Source organism: Streptococcus pseudopneumoniae (assembly GCF_001072375.1).
GTDB lineage: Bacteria > Bacillota > Bacilli > Lactobacillales > Streptococcaceae > Streptococcus > Streptococcus pseudopneumoniae_L.
This window is the reverse complement of record NZ_JVKV01000069.1, coordinates 23,769-43,364: the sequence shown is the minus strand read 5'-3', so window position 1 is coordinate 43,364 and position 19,596 is coordinate 23,769. Positions and strand designations below refer to the sequence as shown.

General features: G+C 39.4%; 25 protein-coding genes. 23 read left to right on the top strand and 2 right to left on the bottom strand.

The window, feature by feature from the left end; translation table 11 throughout:
* The coding region (locus ADH31_RS05545; RefSeq protein WP_049509423.1) for a DegV family protein at positions 1-668 on the bottom strand (668 nt) is incomplete at its 3' end.
* A 124-nt stretch (positions 669-792) separates the two neighbouring features.
* Between ADH31_RS05545 and ADH31_RS05540 the strand changes: the two genes are divergently transcribed.
* The 22 genes from ADH31_RS05540 (at position 793) to ADH31_RS05435 (ending at position 16,389) form a co-directional block, all read left to right on the top strand.
* On the top strand, positions 793-1,350 hold the full coding sequence (locus ADH31_RS05540) for a TetR/AcrR family transcriptional regulator (protein ID WP_000840875.1): 558 nt from the start codon (positions 793-795) through the stop codon (positions 1,348-1,350).
* An 18-nt stretch (positions 1,351-1,368) separates the two neighbouring features.
* Positions 1,369-1,836, top strand: coding sequence for a deoxycytidylate deaminase (locus tag ADH31_RS05535; RefSeq protein ID WP_000136981.1), 468 nt, complete (start codon positions 1,369-1,371; stop codon positions 1,834-1,836).
* A gap of 87 nt (positions 1,837-1,923) precedes the next feature.
* The gene (gene upp / locus ADH31_RS05530) at positions 1,924-2,553 is read left to right on the top strand and encodes a uracil phosphoribosyltransferase (protein ID WP_000517029.1); all 630 of its coding nucleotides are present in this window, start codon (positions 1,924-1,926) and stop codon (positions 2,551-2,553) included.
* Positions 2,554-2,725: 172 nt separating this feature from the next.
* A complete protein-coding gene (clpP, locus tag ADH31_RS05525) occupies positions 2,726-3,316 on the top strand; it encodes an ATP-dependent Clp protease proteolytic subunit ClpP (RefSeq protein ID WP_000613459.1) in 591 nt (196 codons plus the stop codon).
* Positions 3,317-3,391: 75 nt separating this feature from the next.
* Positions 3,392-3,661, top strand: a complete 270-nt coding sequence (locus tag ADH31_RS05520) for a YlbG family protein (RefSeq protein ID WP_049509420.1) — start codon at positions 3,392-3,394, stop codon at positions 3,659-3,661.
* A gap of 88 nt (positions 3,662-3,749) precedes the next feature.
* Positions 3,750-4,910, top strand: a complete 1,161-nt coding sequence (locus ADH31_RS05515) for an ABC transporter substrate-binding protein (RefSeq protein ID WP_049509419.1) — start codon at positions 3,750-3,752, stop codon at positions 4,908-4,910.
* A 115-nt stretch (positions 4,911-5,025) separates the two neighbouring features.
* Positions 5,026-5,895 (top strand): branched-chain amino acid ABC transporter permease, encoded by an 870-nt coding sequence (locus ADH31_RS05510; protein WP_049509417.1) that lies wholly within the window; start codon positions 5,026-5,028, stop codon positions 5,893-5,895.
* Positions 5,896-5,898: 3 nt separating this feature from the next.
* Positions 5,899-6,855, top strand: coding sequence for a branched-chain amino acid ABC transporter permease (locus tag ADH31_RS05505; protein WP_049509416.1), 957 nt, complete (start codon positions 5,899-5,901; stop codon positions 6,853-6,855).
* On the top strand, positions 6,855-7,619 hold the full coding sequence (locus tag ADH31_RS05500) for an ABC transporter ATP-binding protein (RefSeq protein WP_049509414.1): 765 nt from the start codon (positions 6,855-6,857) through the stop codon (positions 7,617-7,619). The genes ADH31_RS05505 and ADH31_RS05500 overlap by 1 nt, the downstream gene beginning before the upstream one ends.
* Entirely contained in the window at positions 7,619-8,329 is a 711-nt protein-coding gene (locus ADH31_RS05495) for an ABC transporter ATP-binding protein (RefSeq protein WP_000062222.1), read from the top strand. Before ADH31_RS05500 ends, ADH31_RS05495 begins: the two co-directional genes overlap by 1 nt.
* Before the next feature lie 376 nt (positions 8,330-8,705).
* Positions 8,706-9,362: a CBS domain-containing protein gene (locus tag ADH31_RS05490; RefSeq protein WP_049509413.1), complete on the top strand. Its 657-nt coding sequence runs from the start codon at positions 8,706-8,708 to the stop codon at positions 9,360-9,362.
* Positions 9,363-9,490: 128 nt separating this feature from the next.
* Positions 9,491-9,781 (top strand): 30S ribosomal protein S6, encoded by a 291-nt coding sequence (gene rpsF, locus ADH31_RS05485; protein WP_001151786.1) that lies wholly within the window; start codon positions 9,491-9,493, stop codon positions 9,779-9,781.
* 11 nt (positions 9,782-9,792) lie between these two features.
* On the top strand, positions 9,793-10,263 hold the full coding sequence (gene ssbA, locus ADH31_RS05480) for a single-stranded DNA-binding protein SsbA (RefSeq protein WP_000609604.1): 471 nt from the start codon (positions 9,793-9,795) through the stop codon (positions 10,261-10,263).
* 31 nt (positions 10,264-10,294) lie between these two features.
* Complete coding sequence (gene rpsR, locus ADH31_RS05475; RefSeq protein ID WP_000068664.1) at positions 10,295-10,534, top strand: 30S ribosomal protein S18; 240 nt, start codon at positions 10,295-10,297, stop codon at positions 10,532-10,534.
* A 199-nt stretch (positions 10,535-10,733) separates the two neighbouring features.
* On the top strand, positions 10,734-11,237 hold the full coding sequence (locus ADH31_RS05470) for a GNAT family N-acetyltransferase (RefSeq protein WP_004244450.1): 504 nt from the start codon (positions 10,734-10,736) through the stop codon (positions 11,235-11,237).
* An 80-nt stretch (positions 11,238-11,317) separates the two neighbouring features.
* Positions 11,318-12,718 carry a bifunctional Cof-type HAD-IIB family hydrolase/peptidylprolyl isomerase gene (locus tag ADH31_RS05465; protein ID WP_049509410.1) on the top strand — a complete coding sequence of 467 codons (1,401 nt, stop codon included), beginning with the start codon at positions 11,318-11,320 and terminating at the stop codon, positions 12,716-12,718.
* A 1-nt stretch (position 12,719) separates the two neighbouring features.
* The gene (locus ADH31_RS05460) at positions 12,720-13,082 is read left to right on the top strand and encodes a S1 RNA-binding domain-containing protein (RefSeq protein WP_000689622.1); all 363 of its coding nucleotides are present in this window, start codon (positions 12,720-12,722) and stop codon (positions 13,080-13,082) included.
* Between the two features lie 49 nt (positions 13,083-13,131).
* Positions 13,132-13,878 carry a tRNA1(Val) (adenine(37)-N6)-methyltransferase gene (locus ADH31_RS05455; RefSeq protein ID WP_000229055.1) on the top strand — a complete coding sequence of 249 codons (747 nt, stop codon included), beginning with the start codon at positions 13,132-13,134 and terminating at the stop codon, positions 13,876-13,878.
* Complete coding sequence (locus tag ADH31_RS05450) at positions 13,868-14,152, top strand: GIY-YIG nuclease family protein (RefSeq protein ID WP_000349621.1); 285 nt, start codon at positions 13,868-13,870, stop codon at positions 14,150-14,152. Before ADH31_RS05455 ends, ADH31_RS05450 begins: the two co-directional genes overlap by 11 nt.
* 84 nt (positions 14,153-14,236) lie before the next feature.
* Entirely contained in the window at positions 14,237-15,172 is a 936-nt protein-coding gene (locus tag ADH31_RS05445; protein WP_049509408.1) for a manganese-dependent inorganic pyrophosphatase, read from the top strand.
* A gap of 70 nt (positions 15,173-15,242) precedes the next feature.
* Positions 15,243-15,755, top strand: coding sequence for a YiiX/YebB-like N1pC/P60 family cysteine hydrolase (locus ADH31_RS05440; protein ID WP_049509406.1), 513 nt, complete (start codon positions 15,243-15,245; stop codon positions 15,753-15,755).
* Complete coding sequence (locus ADH31_RS05435) at positions 15,739-16,389, top strand: DUF1803 domain-containing protein (protein ID WP_049509405.1); 651 nt, start codon at positions 15,739-15,741, stop codon at positions 16,387-16,389. Before ADH31_RS05440 ends, ADH31_RS05435 begins: the two co-directional genes overlap by 17 nt.
* A 33-nt stretch (positions 16,390-16,422) precedes the next feature.
* Here the strand turns inward: ADH31_RS05435 and ADH31_RS05430 are convergent, their stop codons facing one another.
* A complete protein-coding gene (locus ADH31_RS05430; protein ID WP_049509404.1) occupies positions 16,423-17,868 on the bottom strand; it encodes a UDP-N-acetylmuramoyl-L-alanyl-D-glutamate--L-lysine ligase in 1,446 nt (481 codons plus the stop codon).
* Between the two features lie 103 nt (positions 17,869-17,971).
* Between ADH31_RS05430 and ADH31_RS05425 the strand changes: the two genes are divergently transcribed.
* Positions 17,972-19,594 carry a putative polysaccharide biosynthesis protein gene (locus ADH31_RS05425; RefSeq protein ID WP_049509402.1) on the top strand — a complete coding sequence of 541 codons (1,623 nt, stop codon included), beginning with the start codon at positions 17,972-17,974 and terminating at the stop codon, positions 19,592-19,594.
* The last annotated feature ends 2 nt before the right edge of the window (positions 19,595-19,596 follow it).

Genomic DNA, 19,596 nt, shown 5'->3' with positions numbered 1-19,596 from the left:
GCCTGAAATTTACTTTCAGAACTCATTTTTTTATTTGATTTTTTAGCACCACGAGCCTTTTGGAGGAGCTCCAAAGTTCCAGTTTCACTTGCTTCTCCAACCATACGAATATTGAGGAGCCCAACAACTGTACCGATCAGTTTACTCAAGCGACCATTCTTAACCAGATTATCAACCTTAGCGAGAACGAACAATAACTTAGTTTTTTCTTGGTAAGCAGTAATAGCATTAACCACTTCTTCAAAAGAAAGTCCTTGGTCAATCAAATCATTGATTTTCTCAACGATTAGATCAACTTCCCCACCAGCAGACAAGCTGTCGATAACATGAATCTGAGTATCAGGATGTTCTTCGAGATAGAGATTCTTAGCTAATTGAGCGCTGTTTTGACTACCAGAAAGAGTTCCGGTAATGGTCACTACAAAAATATGTTTTGCCCCTTCAAATGCTCGCAAGTAATCATCAGGGCTAGGACAAGCTGATTTTGAAGCTTTAGAAGTTGCATACATGGTTTCCATCATTTTGTCAATATCAAGACTAGCATCGTCAATAAAGACTTGATCAGCCACTTGAATGGTTAAGGGAACACTGATGAATTCAGTATCAATTGCTGGATTTGCCAGTTGACGATAATCACAACCAGAGTCAGCTACAATCTTCCAAGTCATAGAAATTCTCCATCTTTATCACTTATACATTGACAAAGGTTCTGTCTTTTTTTACAATTATATCATGAAAAATCTTAAAACAAAAGTCTCGTCACTCTGTTGTCACAAGTAGAAAGGAAGTGTTATGGCCGAACGAAGAATTTCTGAAAATTCGCTTGAAAATCTCAGAAAATCCAATCAAGAATCCAATTTACTGACCAGAGAAGCTATCGAAACAGCTCTCTTGCAACTTTTGGAGAAAAAGGAATTGACAAAGATTAGCATTTCTGAGTTGGTCAAACGTGCTGGTGTTTCCCGTGCAGCCTTTTATCGAAACTATGACTCCAAAGAAGAGATTTTAGAAAGTGTCTTTAAACGAAGCGTCCATAACATTATGGAGCAATTGAGCCATTACGATGTTAAAACGGATCTCTATCTGGTTTGGGTTCGCCTCTTTAGAGAAGCCAAGAAAGAGGCTAAGGTTATTCAGCTTGCCTTGGACTACCACTTGGAAAAAATCTTTGTGCAAGCCATGCAAGAATTTTTAGAAAAATACTATGGAAAATCAAAAGGAGTCAGCTCTTACCTGCATTCTTTTTGGAGTTCTGCCATCGTATCAGTTTTGCTTAAATGGATTAAGGATGGAATGAAGGTTCCTGCTGAAAAAATTGCAGATTTACGCCTACCATTTTTCAAAAAATAGATCAGGAGGAGAGAAGTTATGACAGAAAAAAGACTGGCTTGGGATGAGTATTTTGCTGCTCAAGCCCTATTGATTGCCAATCGTTCAACCTGTAAACGCGCCAAGGTAGGAGCTGTTTTAGTCAAGGATAATAAGGTTATTTCAACAGGTTATAATGGCTCTGTATCAGGAACGGAGCATTGTATTGACCATGACTGTTTGGTGATTGAGGGCCACTGTGTCCGCACTCTTCATGCTGAGGTTAATGCTATTTTACAAGGAGCCGAACGTGGCGTTCCAAAAGGATTTACAGCTTATGTCACTCATTTTCCTTGTCTTAATTGTACCAAGCAATTGCTTCAGGTAGGTTGTGAACGTGTCGTTTATATTAACCAGTACCGTATGGACGACTACGCCCAGTATCTCTATCGTGAAAAAGGGACCGAGTTGACCCATTTACCACTTGAGACAGTACAAGCAGCTCTTCAAGAAGCTAACTTGATTTAAAAATTAAAAAAAAAGATGGTTTAGAAGGATTTTTAAACCATTTTTTGATATAATAAGAAGAATAAATTGAAAGAAGGAATTCAGAAAATGGGAAAACTTGAAGTCATTAATCATCCACTCATTCAACACAAATTGTCAATCTTGCGTCGTACAGACACTTCTACAAAAGCTTTTCGTGAGTTAGTAGATGAAATTGCTATGTTGATGGGATATGAAGTACTTCGTGATCTTCCGCTTGAAGACGTTGAAATCGAAACACCTATCACAAAAACAGTTCAAAAACAATTGGCTGGTAAAAAATTGGCAATTGTTCCAATCTTGCGTGCAGGTATCGGGATGGTCGACGGGCTATTGAGCTTGGTTCCAGCAGCCAAAGTTGGACATATTGGTATGTACCGTGACGAAGAAACTCTTCAACCAGTAGAATACTTGGTTAAATTACCTGAAGATATCGACCAACGTCAAATTTTTGTGGTTGACCCTATGCTTGCAACAGGTGGTTCCGCAATCTTGGCTGTTGATTCCCTCAAAAAACGTGGAGCATCAAACATCAAATTTGTCTGCCTTGTATCTGCTCCAGAAGGTGTAAAAGCTCTTCAAGAAGCTCACCCAGATGTAGAAATCTTTACAGCAGCTTTGGATGAACGCTTGAACGAACATGGCTATATCGTTCCAGGTCTTGGTGACGCTGGAGACCGTTTGTTCGGAACTAAATAAGATTTTAAGCATAAACTAAAACTGTTCATTAGTTTTAGTCTCGAAAGGAGGTTGAATTTTTGTGTCTGTTTTTAGGATAGAGCAAAAATTTGACCTTTTTTGACCAAAAAGATATAATAGTCCTGTATCAAGTCGTTTGACTAAGAAAAATTGAAATCAGAAGGAGAAATGAATGATTCCTGTAGTTATTGAACAAACAAGTCGTGGAGAACGTTCATATGACATTTACTCACGTCTTCTAAAAGATCGTATCATCATGTTGACTGGACCAGTCGAAGACAATATGGCAAACTCAGTTATCGCCCAATTGCTTTTCTTGGATGCCCAAGATAGTACAAAAGATATTTACCTTTATGTGAATACTCCAGGTGGTTCTGTATCAGCTGGTTTGGCAATCGTTGATACTATGAACTTTATTAAGGCAGATGTCCAAACCATCGTTATGGGGATGGCTGCTTCAATGGGAACAATTATTGCCTCAAGTGGAGCAAAGGGCAAACGTTTCATGCTTCCGAATGCAGAATACATGATTCACCAACCGATGGGTGGTACAGGTGGTGGTACACAGCAAACAGATATGGCGATTGCTGCTGAACACTTGCTTAAAACTCGTAAGACTTTGGAGCAAATTCTTGCAGATAATTCTGGTAAATCAGTTGAGCAAATCCATGCAGATGCTGAACGTGATTACTGGATGAGCGCTCAAGAAACACTTGAATATGGTTTCATTGATGAAATCATGGCTAATAATTCTCTGAATTAATCTTTTGAAGCAAACTCGACTGAGTTTGCTTTTTTTGATATAATAGTAAGAAGATTGTTAGAAGGAAGTTGTAATATGTTTCAAAAAGAGAATCGGTCTGGTCTGATTATCTACCTATACTATAATCGTGATGCAAAAAAACTCGATAATTATGGTGATATTTGTTACCACTCTAAAAAACACCGTTATCTGCAACTGTATGTCCCAACAGAAGAAGTGGAAGAACTGGTTAGCCGTTTAGGAAAAGAGAGATTTATCAAAAAAGTGCGACGATGTCATATCCAAGAATTGGAAACTCCCTTTGTTGGTAGTCTCTATAGAAATAGCGAAAACGTTATCATGTAAAAATTAAGATAAATGTGTTGACAATTTTCAGATAATTCGGTATATTCTTAACATGTAATTTAAATTAAGAAATTAAAAGGAGATAAACATGAAGAAAAAATTTGCCTTATCACTTGTAGCTCTTGCAAGTGTAGCTGTTTTAGCAGCTTGTGGAGAAGTGAAGACAGGAGCTTCAAATTCAACTGGTAACCCAGTGGATGAGAAAGTCGTTAAAATCGGTTTCAACTTTGAAGAAACTGGTGCTGTAGCATCTTACGGTACATCTGAGCAAAAGGGTGCTCAACTTGCAGTTGATGAAATCAACGCAGCAGGTGGTATCGATGGTAAACAAATCGAAGTAGTAGACAAAGATAACAAATCTGAAACTGCTGAAGCTGCTTCTGTTTCAACAAACCTTGTTACTCAATCTAAAGTAGCAGCTATCGTAGGACCTGCAACTTCAGGTGCAACCGCAGCAGCAGTAGCAAATGCTACACAAGCTGGGGTTCCATTGATTTCTCCAAGTGCTACTCAAGATGGTTTGACAAAAGGTCAAGATTTCCTTTTCATCGGAACATTCCAAGATAGCTTCCAAGGGAAAATTATTTCTAACTATGTTACAAACAAGTTGAACGCTAAGAAAGTTGTCTTGTATACTGATAACTCAAGCGACTACGCTAAAGGAATTGCAAAATCATTCCGTGATTCATTCTCAGGCGAAATCGTAGCAGATGAAACGTTTGTATCAGGTGACACTGACTTCCAAGCAGCTTTGACAAAAATCAAAGATAAAGACTTTGATGCAATCGTATTGCCAGGTTACTACACAGAAGCTGGTAAAATTGTAAACCAAGCTCGTGGTATGGGAATTGATAAACCAATCATTGGTGGTGATGGATTCAACGGTGCAGAGTTTGTTCAACAAGCAACAGCTGAACGCGCATCAAATATCTACTTCATCTCAGGATTCTCAACTACTGTAGAGGTTTCAGATAAAGCAAAAGCCTTCCTTGAAGCTTACCGTGCAAAATACAACGAAGATCCTTCAACATTTGCAGCTCTTGCTTATGACTCAGTTTACCTTGTAGCTAATGCAGCAAAAGGTGCAAAAACTTCAGTTGATATCAAGAACAATCTTGCTAAAACACAAAACTTTGAAGGTGTTACAGGTCAAACAAGCTTTGATGCAGATCACAACACTGTGAAAACAGCCTTCATGATGACCATGAATAATGGTAAAGTAGAAGCGGCAGAAGTCGTAAAACCATAATTATAGATACAGGAAATGGGGAATGAGCTTTTACTCACTCCCTGTTTCGGTGTTTATGAAAGGATTATTTTTTTATAAAAATCCTAAAAAATAAAACTTAGAAAGAGTGAACCATATGCTTCAACAACTTGTCAATGGTCTAATCTTGGGTAGTATCTATGCGCTACTAGCCCTAGGTTATACTATGGTTTATGGAATTATCAAGCTCATTAACTTTGCCCATGGTGATATTTACATGATGGGTGCTTTTATGGGTTATTTTTTGATTAATTCCTTGCAATTAAATTTCTTTGTTGCCTTGATCTTATCGATGATCGGTACAGCGATTCTCGGTGTTATCATTGAGTTCCTAGCTTATCGTCCATTACGTCATTCAACTCGAATCTCTGTATTGATTACAGCTATCGGGGTATCCTTCTTACTGGAGTATGGAATGGTCTATCTGGTAGGTGCCAACACACGTGCCTTCCCTCAAGCAATCCAAACAGTTCGTTATGACTTGGGACCAATTAGTCTAACAAATATTCAATTGTTGATTTTGACTGTCTCACTTGTTTTGATGGTTCTTCTACAACTCATCGTACAAAAAACCAAGATGGGAAAAGCCATGCGTGCCGTTTCTGTAGATAGTGATGCTGCTCAGCTGATGGGGATTAACGTGAACCGTACAATCAGTTTTACCTTTGCATTGGGTTCAGCTCTAGCTGGTGCAGCGGGTGTCTTGATTGCACTTTACTATAACTCTCTCGAACCATTGATGGGAATGACTCCAGGTATTAAATCATTCGTGGCTGCCGTTCTTGGTGGTATCGGAATCATTCCTGGTGCAGCACTGGGTGGCTTTGTTATTGGTCTTTTGGAGACATTTGCTACCGCCTTCGGAATGTCAGATTTCCGTGATGCCATCGTGTATGGAATCTTGCTCTTAATCTTGATTGTTCGTCCAGCTGGTATCCTCGGTAAGAATGTGAAAGAGAAGGTGTAAACAATGAAAGAAAATTTAAAAGTTAATATTCTATGGTTATTCCTTTTGTTGCTTGGATATGGTTTGATTAGTCTATTGGTTTCAATAGGAGTCTTGAACCTTTTCCATATTCAGATTATTGAACAAATCGGTATCAATATTATTCTAGCAGTAGGTCTTAACCTAATCGTTGGGTTCTCTGGTCAGTTTTCACTTGGACATGCTGGATTTATGGCTATTGGTGCTTATGCAGCAGCCATTATCGGATCAAAATCTCCAACCTATGGTGCATTCTTTGGGGCTATGTTGCTCGGTGCCATTATTGCTGGTTTGGTTGCCTTGGTCGTTGGAATTCCTACCCTACGTTTGAAAGGGGATTATCTCGCGGTTGCGACACTTGGTGTTGCTGAAATTATCCGTATCTTCATTATTAATGGTGGAAGCCTTACAAACGGTGCTGCTGGTATTTTGGGGATTCCTAACTTTACAACCTGGCAAATGGTATATTTCTTTGCTGTGATTACAACGATTGCTACTCTCAATTTCCTTCGTAGTCCTATCGGACGTTTAACCTTATCAGTTCGTGAAGATGAGATTGCTGCTGAGTCAGTAGGGGTCAATACTACAAAAATTAAAATCATTGCTTTTGTTTTTGGTGCTGTTACTGCAAGTATCGCAGGTACTCTTCAGTCAGGATTTATCGGATCAGTCGTACCAAAAGATTATACGTTTATCAATTCTATCAATGTCTTGATTATCGTTGTATTTGGTGGTTTAGGATCCATTACAGGGGCAATTGTTGCGGCGATTGTTCTTGGAATCTTGAACATGCTCCTTCAAGACGTGGCCAGCGTTCGTATGATTATCTATGCTTTGGCCTTAGTACTCGTTATGATCTTCAGACCAGGTGGTCTTCTTGGGACATGGGAATTGAGCCTATCACGTCTCTTTAAAAAAGGTAAGAAGGAGGGACAAAACTAATGGCATTACTTGAAGTAAAAAATTTAACCAAACATTTTGGTGGTCTGACAGCCGTTGGGGACGTCACTCTCGAATTGAACGAAGGTGAACTTGTTGGTCTGATTGGACCGAATGGTGCTGGGAAAACAACCCTCTTCAACTTATTGACAGGTGTTTATGAACCAAGCGAAGGGACAGTAACCTTGGATGGTCACTTGTTAAATGGCAAGCAACCCTATAAAATCGCATCTCTTGGTTTAGGGCGTACCTTCCAAAATATCCGCCTTTTTAAGGACTTGACAGTTTTGGATAACGTTCTAATTGCATTTAGTAATCATCATAAACAACATGTTTTTGCAAGTTTCTTGCGCTTACCAGCTTTTTATAAGAATGAAAAAGAATTGAAAGCTAAAGCTTTAGAATTACTAAAAATCTTTGATTTGGATGGAGATGCTGAAACTCTAGCTAAAAATTTAGCCTATGGTCAACAACGTCGTTTGGAAATTGTTCGTGCTCTTGCTACAGAACCTAAAATCCTTTTCTTGGATGAGCCTGCAGCGGGTATGAATCCACAAGAAACTGCAGAATTGACTGAGTTGATTCGTCGCATCAAGGATGAATTCAACATTACTATTATGCTGATTGAACATGATATGAACTTGGTTATGGAAGTTACTGAGCGTATCTATGTTCTTGAGTACGGTCGTTTGATTGCTCATGGAACACCAGATGAAATCAAGAATAATAAACGTGTTATCGAAGCTTATCTAGGAGGTGAAGCCTAATGTCTATGTTAAAAGTTGAAAACCTCTCAGTACACTACGGTATGATTCAAGCTGTACGTGATGTGAGCTTTGAAGTAAACGAAGGAGAAGTTGTTTCCCTTATCGGTGCCAACGGGGCTGGTAAAACAACCATCCTTCGTACCTTGTCAGGCCTTGTTCGTCCAAGTTCTGGTAAAATTGAATTTTTGGGACAAGAAATCCAAAAGATGCCTGCACAAAAAATTGTGGCATCAGGACTTTCTCAAGTACCAGAAGGACGTCACGTCTTCCCTGGTTTGACAGTTTTGGAAAACTTGGAGATGGGAGCCTTTCTTAAGAAAAATCGTGAAGAGAACCAAGCAAATCTGAAAAAAGTCTTTTCACGTTTCCCTCGTCTGGAAGAACGTAAAAACCAAGATGCAGCTACCCTTTCTGGTGGTGAGCAACAGATGCTTGCTATGGGACGTGCGCTTATGTCAACGCCTAAGCTTCTTTTGTTAGATGAACCATCAATGGGGCTTGCGCCAATCTTTATTCAAGAAATTTTTGATATCATCCAAGATATTCAAAAACAAGGTACAACTGTTCTTTTGATCGAGCAAAATGCCAATAAAGCACTAGCCATCGCAGATCGAGGCTATGTTCTTGAAACAGGTAAGATTGTCCTATCAGGCACAGGTAAAGAACTCGCAGCATCAGACGAAGTCAGAAAAGCATATCTAGGTGGCTAAAACAATCCAGTGGATTGTTTTAGTCGGCGGATAGAGATTGCTTGGCAATCATCAGAACCAGTGGATTGTTTTAGTCGGCGGATAAGGATTGCCTAGTAATCTTCGTATAGTCTGGGAGACTAGTTTAGGTTGCGAATATAGATTGCGCAAGCAATCCACATTAGTCCGGAGGATCTTTTAGTCGGCGGATAAAGCTTGTCTTAGTCTGCGGGAAAGATTGCCAAACAAATTACATAATCATTAGATTGAGGGCCCTAATATAGGGCTCTTTTTATAGTATTTCAGAGTTTTCAGAATCTTGAAAAAGAGATGAAAGCGTTTGATTGATTTTCGTAAAAAGTGTATAATAAAGCTATAAACATAAAGGAGAGTTCCTATGGCAGTTAAAGATTTTATGACACGAAAGGTCGTATATATTAGCCCAGATACGACTGTAGCACATGCAGCAGACTTGATGCGCGAGCAAGGTTTGCATCGTCTTCCTGTTATTGAAAATGATAAATTAGTTGGTCTAGTAACAGAAGGAACAATTGCTGAAGCCAGTCCATCAAAAGCAACGAGTCTTTCAATCTTTGAGATGAATTACTTGCTTAATAAAACAAAAGTAAAAGACGTCATGATTCGTAATGTTGTAACTGTCTCCGGTTATGCAAGTTTGGAAGATGCAACCTATCTTATGCTGAAAAATAAGATTGGAATCTTGCCAGTTATTGATAATGAACAAGTCTATGGTGTCATTACTGACCGTGATGTATTCAGAGCATTTCTTGAAATTTCTGGTTATGGCGAAGAGGGAATCCGTGTTCGTTTTATCACAGAAAATGAAGTTGGGGTACTTGGTAAGATTGTTTCTTTAATCGTTGAGGAAAATCTTAATATCTCTCATACTGTTAATATTCCACGTAAAGATGGTAAGATTGTTATCGAAGTTCAAATTGAGGGAATGGTTGATCTAGCTACCTTTAAACAGAAATTTGAATCTGAGAATATTCAGGTTGAAGAAATTACACAAACTTCTGCAAAAAAACTGTAAAAAATAAAATAGAAGCATTTTTTACTTGCGAAAAAAATTTTTTTCTAGTATAATAATTTATTGTGAGCAAACCTCACTTACCCCTTGCAAAGTCTTGGGGTCATTAGACCAAAAGGAGGAACATATCAATGGCTAAATACGAAATTCTTTATATCATTCGTCCAAACATTGAAGAAGAAGCGAAAAACGCTTTGGTAGCACGTTTTGACTCTATCTTGACTGACAACGGTGCAACTGTTGTTGAATCAAAAACATGGGAAAAACGTCGTCTTGCATACGAAATCCAAGATTTCCGCGAAGGACTTTACCACATCGTTAACGTTGAAGCAAATGATGATGCAGCTCTTAAAGAGTTTGACCGTCTTTCAAAAATCAACGCTGACATTCTTCGTCACATGATCGTCAAAACTGACGCGTAAGAAGGTAGATTATGATTAACAATGTTGTACTTGTAGGGCGTATGACTCGTGACGCTGAGTTGCGTTATACCCCATCAAATGTAGCAGTTGCGACTTTTACTCTTGCAGTAAACCGTACATTTAAGAGTCAAAATGGCGAACGTGAGGCTGATTTTATCAATGTCGTTATGTGGCGCCAACAGGCTGAAAATCTTGCTAATTGGGCTAAAAAAGGCTCACTTATCGGGGTGACAGGCCGTATTCAAACTCGTAGTTACGATAACCAGCAAGGACAACGTGTCTACGTGACGGAAGTCGTGGCTGAGAATTTCCAAATGTTGGAAAGCCGTAGTGTGCGTGAAGGACATACTGGTGGAGCTTATTCTGCACCAAGTTCAAACTATTCAGCACCTACTCAATCAGTACCTGACTTTTCACGTGATGAAAATCCATTCGGAACAACAAATCCTTTGGATATTTCAGATGATGATTTACCATTCTAATGGACAATTAATACTATAAAGGAGAAAAAACATGGCTCAACAACGTCGTGGCGGATTCAAACGCCGTAAAAAAGTTGATTACATCGCAGCAAACAAAATTGAATATGTTGATTACAAAGATACTGAGCTTCTTAGCCGTTTCGTTTCAGAACGTGGGAAAATCCTTCCTCGTCGTGTAACTGGAACTTCAGCTAAAAACCAACGTAAAGTAACAACAGCTATCAAACGCGCTCGCGTAATGGCTTTGATGCCTTTCGTAAACGAAGATTAAAGAAAAGACCCCGACGGGTCTTTTTTTCACGAGCTTTGAAATGAGAGAGCGAGTTTGGGTCCAGTGGACCTCTTTTTCATGAGCTTGAAAACAAGAAAGCGAATTAAGACCCCAACGTGTCTTTTTTTCACGAGATAGTTTTTTCTGACCTTGGCGTGCTATAATGGTAATAGAAAGATTAAAGGTGGGTAAGTCAAAGATGAATTGTACGATTAGAAATATGATTAAGTCTGATATTGAATCCTTATCTCATGGATTTATGAATCAAGGTTGGCCTGGTAGAGAGGAAATTTTGGCTAGATATTTTCTGGAACAGGAAAGTGGGGAGAGAGAAGTCTTAGTTGCAGAGATTGATGGTGCTGTAGCGGGCTACGTTACCATTTTGCCCTCTGCTAAACATGGTCCTTTTGCAGAAGTCTATCCAGAATTATCAGATTTTAATGTGTTTGAGCCTTTTCGAAATCAAGGGATTGGGAATCAACTGCTAGAAGAAGCAGAAAAACGAGTCAAATTTGTTTCGAGTAAGGTCACTCTTGGTGTAGGTTTGCACTTAGGCTATGGCCCTGCCCAGAGATTGTATATCAGACGGGGCTACATTCCAGATGGGACAGGTGTCTGGTATCGAAATCAACCCTTGGAAATGAATGCAACTAGCCAAAATAATGATGATTTGGTTTTGTATCTAGTAAAGGAATTCGGATAAGAGATAAGGATTTTATTGGGGATGTGGGATTCCTCTACTTTATGGTATAATGGAAAGAGTGAATTGAAGGAGGTAATGAGATGGATGCGAAATTAAGATATAAGGCAAAAAAGATAAAGATTGTTTTTTTTGATATTGATGATACTTTGCGAAACTCAAAGACTGGTTTTATCCCAACCTCAATTTCAACAGTATTTCAACAATTACGTGAAAAAGGTATTTTGACTGGGATTGCGACTGGTCGTGGGATTTTCGGTGTCGTGCCAGAGATTCGCGAGCTTAAACCTGACTTTTTTGTTACTCTGAATGGTGCCTATATTGAGGATAAAAAAGGCAATGTGATTGATAGTAACAAAATCTCTAAAGATAAGGTTGAAAGCTATATTGCTTGGACTAAGGAAGTGGGGATTGACTATGGTTTAGTTGGTAGTCATACTGCTAAACTCTCCACTAGAACTGAGTTGATTAGTGAGGCCATTGATCCAATTTATCCTGACTTGGATGTTGATCCTGATTTTTATGAAAAAGAAGACATCTATCAGATGTGGACTTTTGAGGATCAGGGAGATGACCTGACTTTACCTGAAAGTTTAGCATCGACTTTGCGTATGGTACGCTGGCATGAACATTCGTCAGATGTGGTACCAATTTCAGGTTCAAAAGCAGCTGGTGTAGCAAAAGTTGTAGAACATTTAGGTCTTAAACCTGAAAACGTTATGGTTTTTGGGGACGGACTTAACGATTTAGAACTCTTTGATTATGCAGGCATTAGTGTTGCTATGGGGATTTCTCATGACAAAATCAAAGAAAAAGCAGATTATATTACAAAAACATTAGAAGAAGATGGCATCTTTGATGCTTTAGAAGGATTTGGTATGGTAGAAAAAGAATTACATTTTCCGCAAGTAGACATTGAAGCAGTAGAAGGTCCGATTGCGACTATTAAAACAAATCATGGAGACTTGCGTATTAAGTTTTTCCCTGAACATGCACCAAAAACAGTAGCCAACTTTATCGCTCTGTCTAAAGACGGTTACTATGACGGTGTCATTTTCCACCGTATTATTAAAGACTTTATGATTCAAGGTGGAGACCCAACTGGTACTGGTATGGGTGGCGAATCAATCTATGGTGAGTCATTTGAAGACGAATTTTCAGAGGAACTTTACAATATCCGCGGAGCCTTTTCTATGGCTAATGCTGGACCAAATACAAACGGTAGCCAGTTCTTTATCGTGCAAAATCAACACTTGCCATACTCTAAGAAAGAAATTGCTCGTGGTGGTTGGCCAGAACCAATTGCAGAAATTTATGCTGAACAAGGTGGAACTCCTCACCTAGACCGCCGCCACACAGTATTTGGTCAACTTGCAGATGAAGCTTCTTATGAAGTTCTGGATGCAATTGCAGGTGTAGAAACAGGAGCAATGGACAAGCCAGTTGAAGATGTCGTTATCGAAACGATTGAAATCGAGGACTAGTATGAAAATAGGTGATAAGCTAACAGGGCGAATTACAGGGATTCAGTCTTATGGAGCCTTTGTGGAGCTAGAGACTGGTATCACAGGTTTGATTCATATTTCTGAAATTCGTACAGGATTTATTGAGAATATCTATGATGTACTGAAAATCGGTGAAGAAGTTCAAGTCCAAGTTGTCGATTTGGACGAATATACAGGGAAAGCAAGCCTTTCTATTCGGACTTTGGAAGAAGAGAAACATCAGTTACCGAGACGGAGACGTTTTTCAAGTGACCGTGTCAAATACGGCTTTGCTCCTTTGGCTCGTATGATGCCTATCTGGACCAAGGAAGCTATTTCTAATCTAAATAAGAAAAAGTCTTAATTGATTTTTTCTCTCTTGGAATGTTAATATAGTTTGTTATAATAGAAGTATGGTAGAAGAATTATTAAAATCAGGAGAGAGAATCAATCAGCTCTTTTCTACAGATATCAAGATTATTCAAAATAGAGAGGTTTTCAGCTATTCGGTGGATAGTGTACTTTTGTCACGCTTTCCTCGTTTTCCTAAAAATGGCTTGATAGTGGATTTTTGTGCGGGTAATGGAGCTGTTGGACTTTTTGCCAGTAGTCGTACTAAGGCGAAAATTCTGTCTGTTGAAATCCAAGAACGCCTGGCAGATATGGCTGAACGATCAGTCCGTTTAAATAGCTTGGAAGAACAGATGCAGGTCATTTGTGATGATTTGAAGAATATGCCTGCTTACATTCAGGGGAGTAAGGTTGATTTGATTTTGTGCAATCCTCCCTATTTTAAGGTGGACCCAAATTCTAATCTGAACGAGAGTGAGCACTACTTGTTGGCTCGGCATGAAATTACGACCAATCTAAAAGAAATTTGCCGTAGTGCCCAAAGTATACTCAAATCTAACGGGCGTCTAGCCATGGTTCACCGTCCTGATCGTTTGTTAGATATTTTAGAAACGCTTCAACAACACAATTTGGCTCCAAAACGTCTGCAATTTGTCTACCCTAAACGGGAGAAGGAAGCCAATATGCTTTTGATCGAGGCTATTAAGGACGGCTCCACTAGTGGTTTTAAGGTTCTGCCACCACTCATTGTTCATAATGATGATGGTTCCTATACTCCAGAAATTCAAGAAATCTATTATGGATCATAAAGCTTATATGTATGTAGTTGAGTGTCGGGATGGTTCCTACTATACTGGTTATACAACGGATGTCAAAAAAAGAATAGCTGTTCACAATAGTGGTAAGGGAGCCAAGTACACACGAGCTCGGTTGCCAGTAAAACTCATCTATGTTCAAGGTTTCGATAGTAAGGAAGAAGCCATGTCTGCTGAAGCCCTTCTCAAACGTAAGAAGAGAGTGCAAAAGGAAAGATTTTTATCTGAAAACCAAGAGGAAAATTTACTCGGTCATTTTGAAGAGTAGAGGGGAGTTCTTTGACTCCTCTTACTTTTGTCAAAAATTGAAAAAAATGCTACAATAAAGAGAATAAAGAAACGAGGTATTATCATGTCTAAGATTCTAGTATTTGGTCACCAAAATCCAGATTCGGATGCTATCGGTTCATCTGTAGCCTTTGCTTATCTTGCGAAAGAAGCTTATGGTTTGGATACAGAAGCAGTGGCTCTTGGTACTCCAAATGAAGAAACAGCTTTCGTATTAGATTATTTTGGTGTTGAAGCACCGCGTGTTATCACTTCAGCTAAGGCAGAAGGTGCAGAACAAGTCATTTTGACGGACCACAATGAATTCCAACAATCAGTGTCAGATATCGCTGAAGTAGAAGTTTATGGTGTGGTGGACCACCACCGTGTGGCTAACTTTGAAACTGCCAGCCCACTTTACATGCGTTTGGAGCCAGTAGGATCAGCATCTTCTATCGTATACCGTATGTTCAAAGAACACGGTGTAACTGTTCCAAAAGAAATTGCAGGTTTAATGCTTTCAGGTTTGATTTCAGATACCCTTCTTTTGAAATCTCCAACAACTCACCCATCAGATAAGGTGATTGCGCCTGAATTGGCTGAATTGGCTGGTGTGAACTTGGAAGAATACGGTCTTGCCATGCTCAAGGCTGGTACAAACTTGGCAAGCAAGTCAGCAGAAAAATTGATTGATATTGATGCTAAGACATTTGAACTCAACGGAAACAATGTCCGTGTGGCTCAAGTCAATACAGTTGATATTGCTGAAGTATTGGAACGCCAAGCTGAAATCGAAGCAGCTATCCAAGCCGCAAATGCAGCTAACGGATACTCTGACTTTGTCTTGATGATTACAGACATCGTCAACTCAAACTCAGAAATTTTGGCTCTTGGTGCCAACATGGACAAGGTAGAAGCAGCTTTCAACTTCAAACTTGAAAACAACCACGCTTTCCTTCCAGGTGCTGTTTCACGTAAGAAACAAGTGGTACCACAATTGACTGAAAGCTTTAATGCTTAATTGTAATAAGAAAATGGGGATACCCATTGTTAAAAAGGAGTCTCGGCTCCTTTTTTGCTAGGAGGAGACCATGTTAGAATCTGGTGATTTGATTTTTGTGAAGGACCTTTCAGATATGGGACAGGCCATCCAGGAATCTACTGGTAACTATAACCATGTGGCCATTTTTTTAGACGGCTTCATCTATCATGCAACTACGGAAGGCGGAGTCATTGCCCAATCTCCTGAAGATTTCTTTGAAGCTGAGAAAGTCTATGACCTTTATCGCTATGCGGAGATTGATTGTACAGAGGTCAAAAAGCGGGCAGAGAGCCTTTTGGGCTCACCCTACAATGCTTCCTTTTACCCGGATGGAGATAGTTATTACTGTTCCCAGTTTGTAGCAGAAATTCTCCCTATTTTTGAGACCATTCCCATGAAGTTTGGGGATGATACACAGGAAATTAGTGATTTCTGGAGAAAATATTATCGAGAGTTGGGGCTTCCTGTACCTCTGAATCAGCCTGGTACTAACCCGAGTCAATTAGCGGCATCTCCACTTTTAGTTTGTAAAGAAAGGAATCTTCATGATTCAGATTTTTAATCCATCTCGCATGACGCGACAACCATTCTTTATGGATTTGGTAGACTATCTTGATCAGCATGATGATGTTATCCTCCGTGAAATCAAGGCTCGGTTTCCAGAGATACCTGTTGATAAGTATTTGGAGGAATATATTAAAGCGGGTTTGATTTTGAGAGAAAATAAACGCTATTATCTCAATCTCCCATTTCTAGAATCTGCAGAATTTCTTGAACTAGACCAAGAAGTCTTTGTGAGAGATGATAGTCCCATCTATCTAGAAATCCTGGAGAAACATTTTCAGACGGAATTACGCAATCAAACCAATGCAGCTATCCTAGAAGAGTGTACGGATTTTGCTAGGGAAAAGATGACCTTGTCTAATTATTTTTATAAGGTTAAGCACCAGTATTCTTTGACAGAAAAACAGCAGGCTCTTTATGCTGTTTTGGGTGATGTCAACCCTGAGTATGCTCTCAAGTATATGACAACATTTTTGCTAAAATTTCTCAAAAAAGACCAGCTTATGCAGAAACGTCGAGATATCTTTGTTGATAGTTTAGTCTTATTAGGTTACATCCTTCAAAATGAAGATGGGAAATATGAGTTAGCTGTCGAATTTGATAAAGAACGCTTTATTTTTATAAAAAAATAAAGGCTAGGGATTTTCCTAGCCTTCTTTAAGTTCTTATAGATAACGTTCTGCGATGGCTGAATCTCCAGGATAGTCTTCTTTCTTACCTTGGATGATTTGGTAGCAGTCAGCTCCTTTACCAGCGATAATGACAGCATCCAGTTCTCGATCTGTAACAGACATCGCAGCCTTGATAGCTTGCTCACGGTCAGCAATCTTTTCAACAGGATGATGGATATAGCTACTGATTTCATCTGCAATAGCCATTGGATCTTCGTGGTTTGGATCATCAGCCGTTAGAAAGACTTGAATTTCAGGGTGCTGATTGAGAAGAAGTCCAAAGTCCTTACGACGGCTTTCTCCCTTGTTTCCAGTTGAACCAAGAACTAGAGCAATTTTTCCAGTCTGATGAGTTTCAACCACAGAGATTAGTTTTTTCAGGCTGTCACCATTGTGGGCGTAGTCAATGAAAACTTTTGCGCCATTTTTCTGAGTGAGAACTTCCATACGGCCAGGGACGCGAGTAGACGCAATCCCTTTTTTGATATCTTCAAGACTAGCACCTAAACGAAGACAGGCAAGTCCAGCAGCGACTGCATTTTCTTGGTTGAAATGTCCAATCAACTGGATATCATAATCTCCAGCTAATTTACCAGTAGCTGAGAAGCTAAAGGCTTTGGAGTTTTCGATCTGGTTATTTGACTGGCTACCGTAGAAGTCATGTTCTTGATTTTCTACTTGTTCTTTCAGGATTGAAAAATGGTCCATATCGCTATTGATAACTACTGCGCGACTATTTTTCATCAAGAGACGCTTGTGGTAGAAGTAGTCTTCAAAGGTTGGATGCTCAATAGGACCAATATGATCTGGTGTGATGTTGAGAAAAACTCCCACGTCGAAAGTTAAACCATATACTCGATTTACCAGATAAGCTTGGCTGGAAACTTCCATTACCAGATGAGTTCTTCCATTGTTAACCGCTTGAGCCATCATATCAAAGAGATCGATATTTTCAGGTGTTGAGAAGGAAGATTTGAAGAAAGTCTTGCCATCTAAAGTTGTATTCATTGTCGACAAGAGGGCTGTTGGGTAGCGTTGGGACAAGATATGATAGGCAAAGTAAGCCGCTGTTGTTTTTCCTTTAGTGCCAGTGAAAGCAAGGATTTTCAGTTTCTCCTGAGGGTTGCCATAAAATTCCATGGCAATCAAACTCATGGCCTTTTTGATATTGTTAACAACAATAACAGGAATACCAACTTCATAATCCTGCTCAGCCACGTACCAACCAAGCCCTTGTGCGATAGCTGAAAATAGATATTCTTTTTTAAAGGCAGCTCCTTTTGCAAAAAATAGAGTATTTTCTTTGGTTGTTCGGCTATCGTAACTGATGCTGTCAAAAATAACATCGTTGTAGTTGTAGTGGTAATGTCCTTGGTCGATAATCTCACGGAAGAGACCATCCTTTTTTAAAATGTCTAATATAGTTTCAATCTTTATCATACTTTCTATTGTAAACCGAAAGTCTGAATTTTACAAGTAACAAGGAAAAGTTTATAATGGAAGATAAGGAACATTTCCGTTATTAAAATTGAATGAGGAAGTTATGTCTAACGAAAATAATCATCAGCAGGCCCAGATGTTACGAGGGACTGCCTGGCTAACAGCAAGTAACTTTATCAGTCGCCTGCTCGGAGCCATTTACATCATCCCTTGGTATATTTGGATGGGGACTTATGCCGCTAAGGCTAATGGCCTCTTCACCATGGGCTACAATATCTACGCCTGGTTCTTGTTGATTTCGACAGCGGGGATCCCAGTGGCTGTAGCTAAGCAAGTTGCCAAGTATAACACCATGCAAGAAGAAGAGCATAGTTTTGCCCTGATTCGGAGTTTCCTGGGCTTTATGACTGGACTCGGTCTTGTCTTTGCTTTGGTTTTATATCTCTTTGCACCTTGGATGGCAGACCTTTCTGGTGTCGGTAAGGACTTAATTCCAATTATGCAGAGCTTGGCTTGGGCGGTATTGATTTTCCCATCTATGAGTGTTATCCGCGGATTTTTCCAAGGAATGAATAATCTTAAACCTTATGCCATGAGTCAAATTGCGGAGCAGGTTATCCGTGTTATTTGGATGCTCTTAGCAACCTTTATCATCATGAAGCTTGGTTCGGGAGACTATCTAGCAGCAGTCACCCAGTCTACCTTTGCGGCCTTTGTGGGAATGGTAGCTAGCTTTGCTGTCTTACTTTATTTCCTTTTTAAAGAAGGGATGCTTCAAAAAGTTTTTGAAACGCGAGATAAGATTGATAGCAAACACCTGTTAATGGATACGATTAAGGAAGCTATTCCTTTTATCATAACAGGGTCAGCTATTCAGCTCTTCCAAATCTTGGACCAAAATACCTTTATCAATAGCATGAAGTGGTTTACCAACTATAGTAATGAAGACTTAATTGTCATGTTTTCTTATTTCTCTGCCAATCCTAATAAAATCACCATGATTTTAATTTCGGTAGGAGTTTCGATTGGTAGCGTTGGTCTACCTCTCTTGACAGAGAACTATGTAAAGGGAGATTTACCAGCAGCTTCTCGTCTCATTCAAGATAGTATCACCATGCTTTTCCTATTCCTCTTACCTGCAACGGTTGGAGTAGTCATGGTAGGAGAACCCCTCTATACAGTCTTTTACGGTAAGCCAGATAGTTTGGCTATGGGCTTGTTTGTCTTTGCAGTCTTGCAGTCAACAATCCTAGGTTTGTACATGGTCTTATCACCAATGCTTCAAGCAATGTTCCGTAACCGCAAGGCAATCCTTTTCTTTTTCTATGGTTTCATTGCCAAGCTCGTCTTACAAATACCATCAATAGCGATTTTCCATAGCTATGGTCCTCTCATTTCAACGACCATCGGTCTTATCATTCCAATTGTTTTAATGTATCGCGAGATCTGTCAGATTTCAGGAGTTCATCGAAAAATTATCCTTAAACGAACCATCCTAGTGACTATTTTAACTCTTGTCATGTTTATCCTGGTAGGCTTCTTACAATGGATTCTTGGATTTGTTTTCCATCCAACTGGACGTTTCTGGAGCTTTATCTATGTCGCCCTAATCGGAACAATCGGTGGTGGGCTCTACGGATTCATGAGTCTCTATACTCGTCTCTTAGATAAGGTTATTGGACAGGCGAAAGCTGACCAGTTACGAGCACGATTAAAATTATCATAATA

Coding starts and splice junctions, on each gene's coding strand:
- ADH31_RS05510 (WP_049509417.1), top strand. CDS start 5,026: ATGCTTCAACAACTTGTCAATGGTCTAATCTTGGGTAGTATCTATGCG.
- ADH31_RS05505 (WP_049509416.1), top strand. CDS start 5,899: ATGAAAGAAAATTTAAAAGTTAATATTCTATGGTTATTCCTTTTGTTG.
- ADH31_RS05540 (WP_000840875.1), top strand. CDS start 793: ATGGCCGAACGAAGAATTTCTGAAAATTCGCTTGAAAATCTCAGAAAA.
- clpP (WP_000613459.1), top strand. CDS start 2,726: ATGATTCCTGTAGTTATTGAACAAACAAGTCGTGGAGAACGTTCATAT.
- ADH31_RS05455 (WP_000229055.1), top strand. CDS start 13,132: ATGGTAGAAGAATTATTAAAATCAGGAGAGAGAATCAATCAGCTCTTT.
- ADH31_RS05500 (WP_049509414.1), top strand. CDS start 6,855: ATGGCATTACTTGAAGTAAAAAATTTAACCAAACATTTTGGTGGTCTG.
- ADH31_RS05430 (WP_049509404.1), bottom strand. CDS start 17,868: ATGATAAAGATTGAAACTATATTAGACATTTTAAAAAAGGATGGTCTC.
- ADH31_RS05460 (WP_000689622.1), top strand. CDS start 12,720: ATGAAAATAGGTGATAAGCTAACAGGGCGAATTACAGGGATTCAGTCT.
- ADH31_RS05425 (WP_049509402.1), top strand. CDS start 17,972: ATGTCTAACGAAAATAATCATCAGCAGGCCCAGATGTTACGAGGGACT.
- upp (WP_000517029.1), top strand. CDS start 1,924: ATGGGAAAACTTGAAGTCATTAATCATCCACTCATTCAACACAAATTG.
- ADH31_RS05435 (WP_049509405.1), top strand. CDS start 15,739: ATGATTCAGATTTTTAATCCATCTCGCATGACGCGACAACCATTCTTT.
- rpsF (WP_001151786.1), top strand. CDS start 9,491: ATGGCTAAATACGAAATTCTTTATATCATTCGTCCAAACATTGAAGAA.
- ADH31_RS05515 (WP_049509419.1), top strand. CDS start 3,750: ATGAAGAAAAAATTTGCCTTATCACTTGTAGCTCTTGCAAGTGTAGCT.
- ADH31_RS05440 (WP_049509406.1), top strand. CDS start 15,243: ATGTTAGAATCTGGTGATTTGATTTTTGTGAAGGACCTTTCAGATATG.
- ADH31_RS05490 (WP_049509413.1), top strand. CDS start 8,706: ATGGCAGTTAAAGATTTTATGACACGAAAGGTCGTATATATTAGCCCA.
- ADH31_RS05465 (WP_049509410.1), top strand. CDS start 11,318: ATGGATGCGAAATTAAGATATAAGGCAAAAAAGATAAAGATTGTTTTT.
- ADH31_RS05445 (WP_049509408.1), top strand. CDS start 14,237: ATGTCTAAGATTCTAGTATTTGGTCACCAAAATCCAGATTCGGATGCT.
- ADH31_RS05495 (WP_000062222.1), top strand. CDS start 7,619: ATGTCTATGTTAAAAGTTGAAAACCTCTCAGTACACTACGGTATGATT.
- rpsR (WP_000068664.1), top strand. CDS start 10,295: ATGGCTCAACAACGTCGTGGCGGATTCAAACGCCGTAAAAAAGTTGAT.
- ssbA (WP_000609604.1), top strand. CDS start 9,793: ATGATTAACAATGTTGTACTTGTAGGGCGTATGACTCGTGACGCTGAG.
- ADH31_RS05450 (WP_000349621.1), top strand. CDS start 13,868: ATGGATCATAAAGCTTATATGTATGTAGTTGAGTGTCGGGATGGTTCC.
- ADH31_RS05470 (WP_004244450.1), top strand. CDS start 10,734: ATGAATTGTACGATTAGAAATATGATTAAGTCTGATATTGAATCCTTA.
- ADH31_RS05520 (WP_049509420.1), top strand. CDS start 3,392: ATGTTTCAAAAAGAGAATCGGTCTGGTCTGATTATCTACCTATACTAT.
- ADH31_RS05535 (WP_000136981.1), top strand. CDS start 1,369: ATGACAGAAAAAAGACTGGCTTGGGATGAGTATTTTGCTGCTCAAGCC.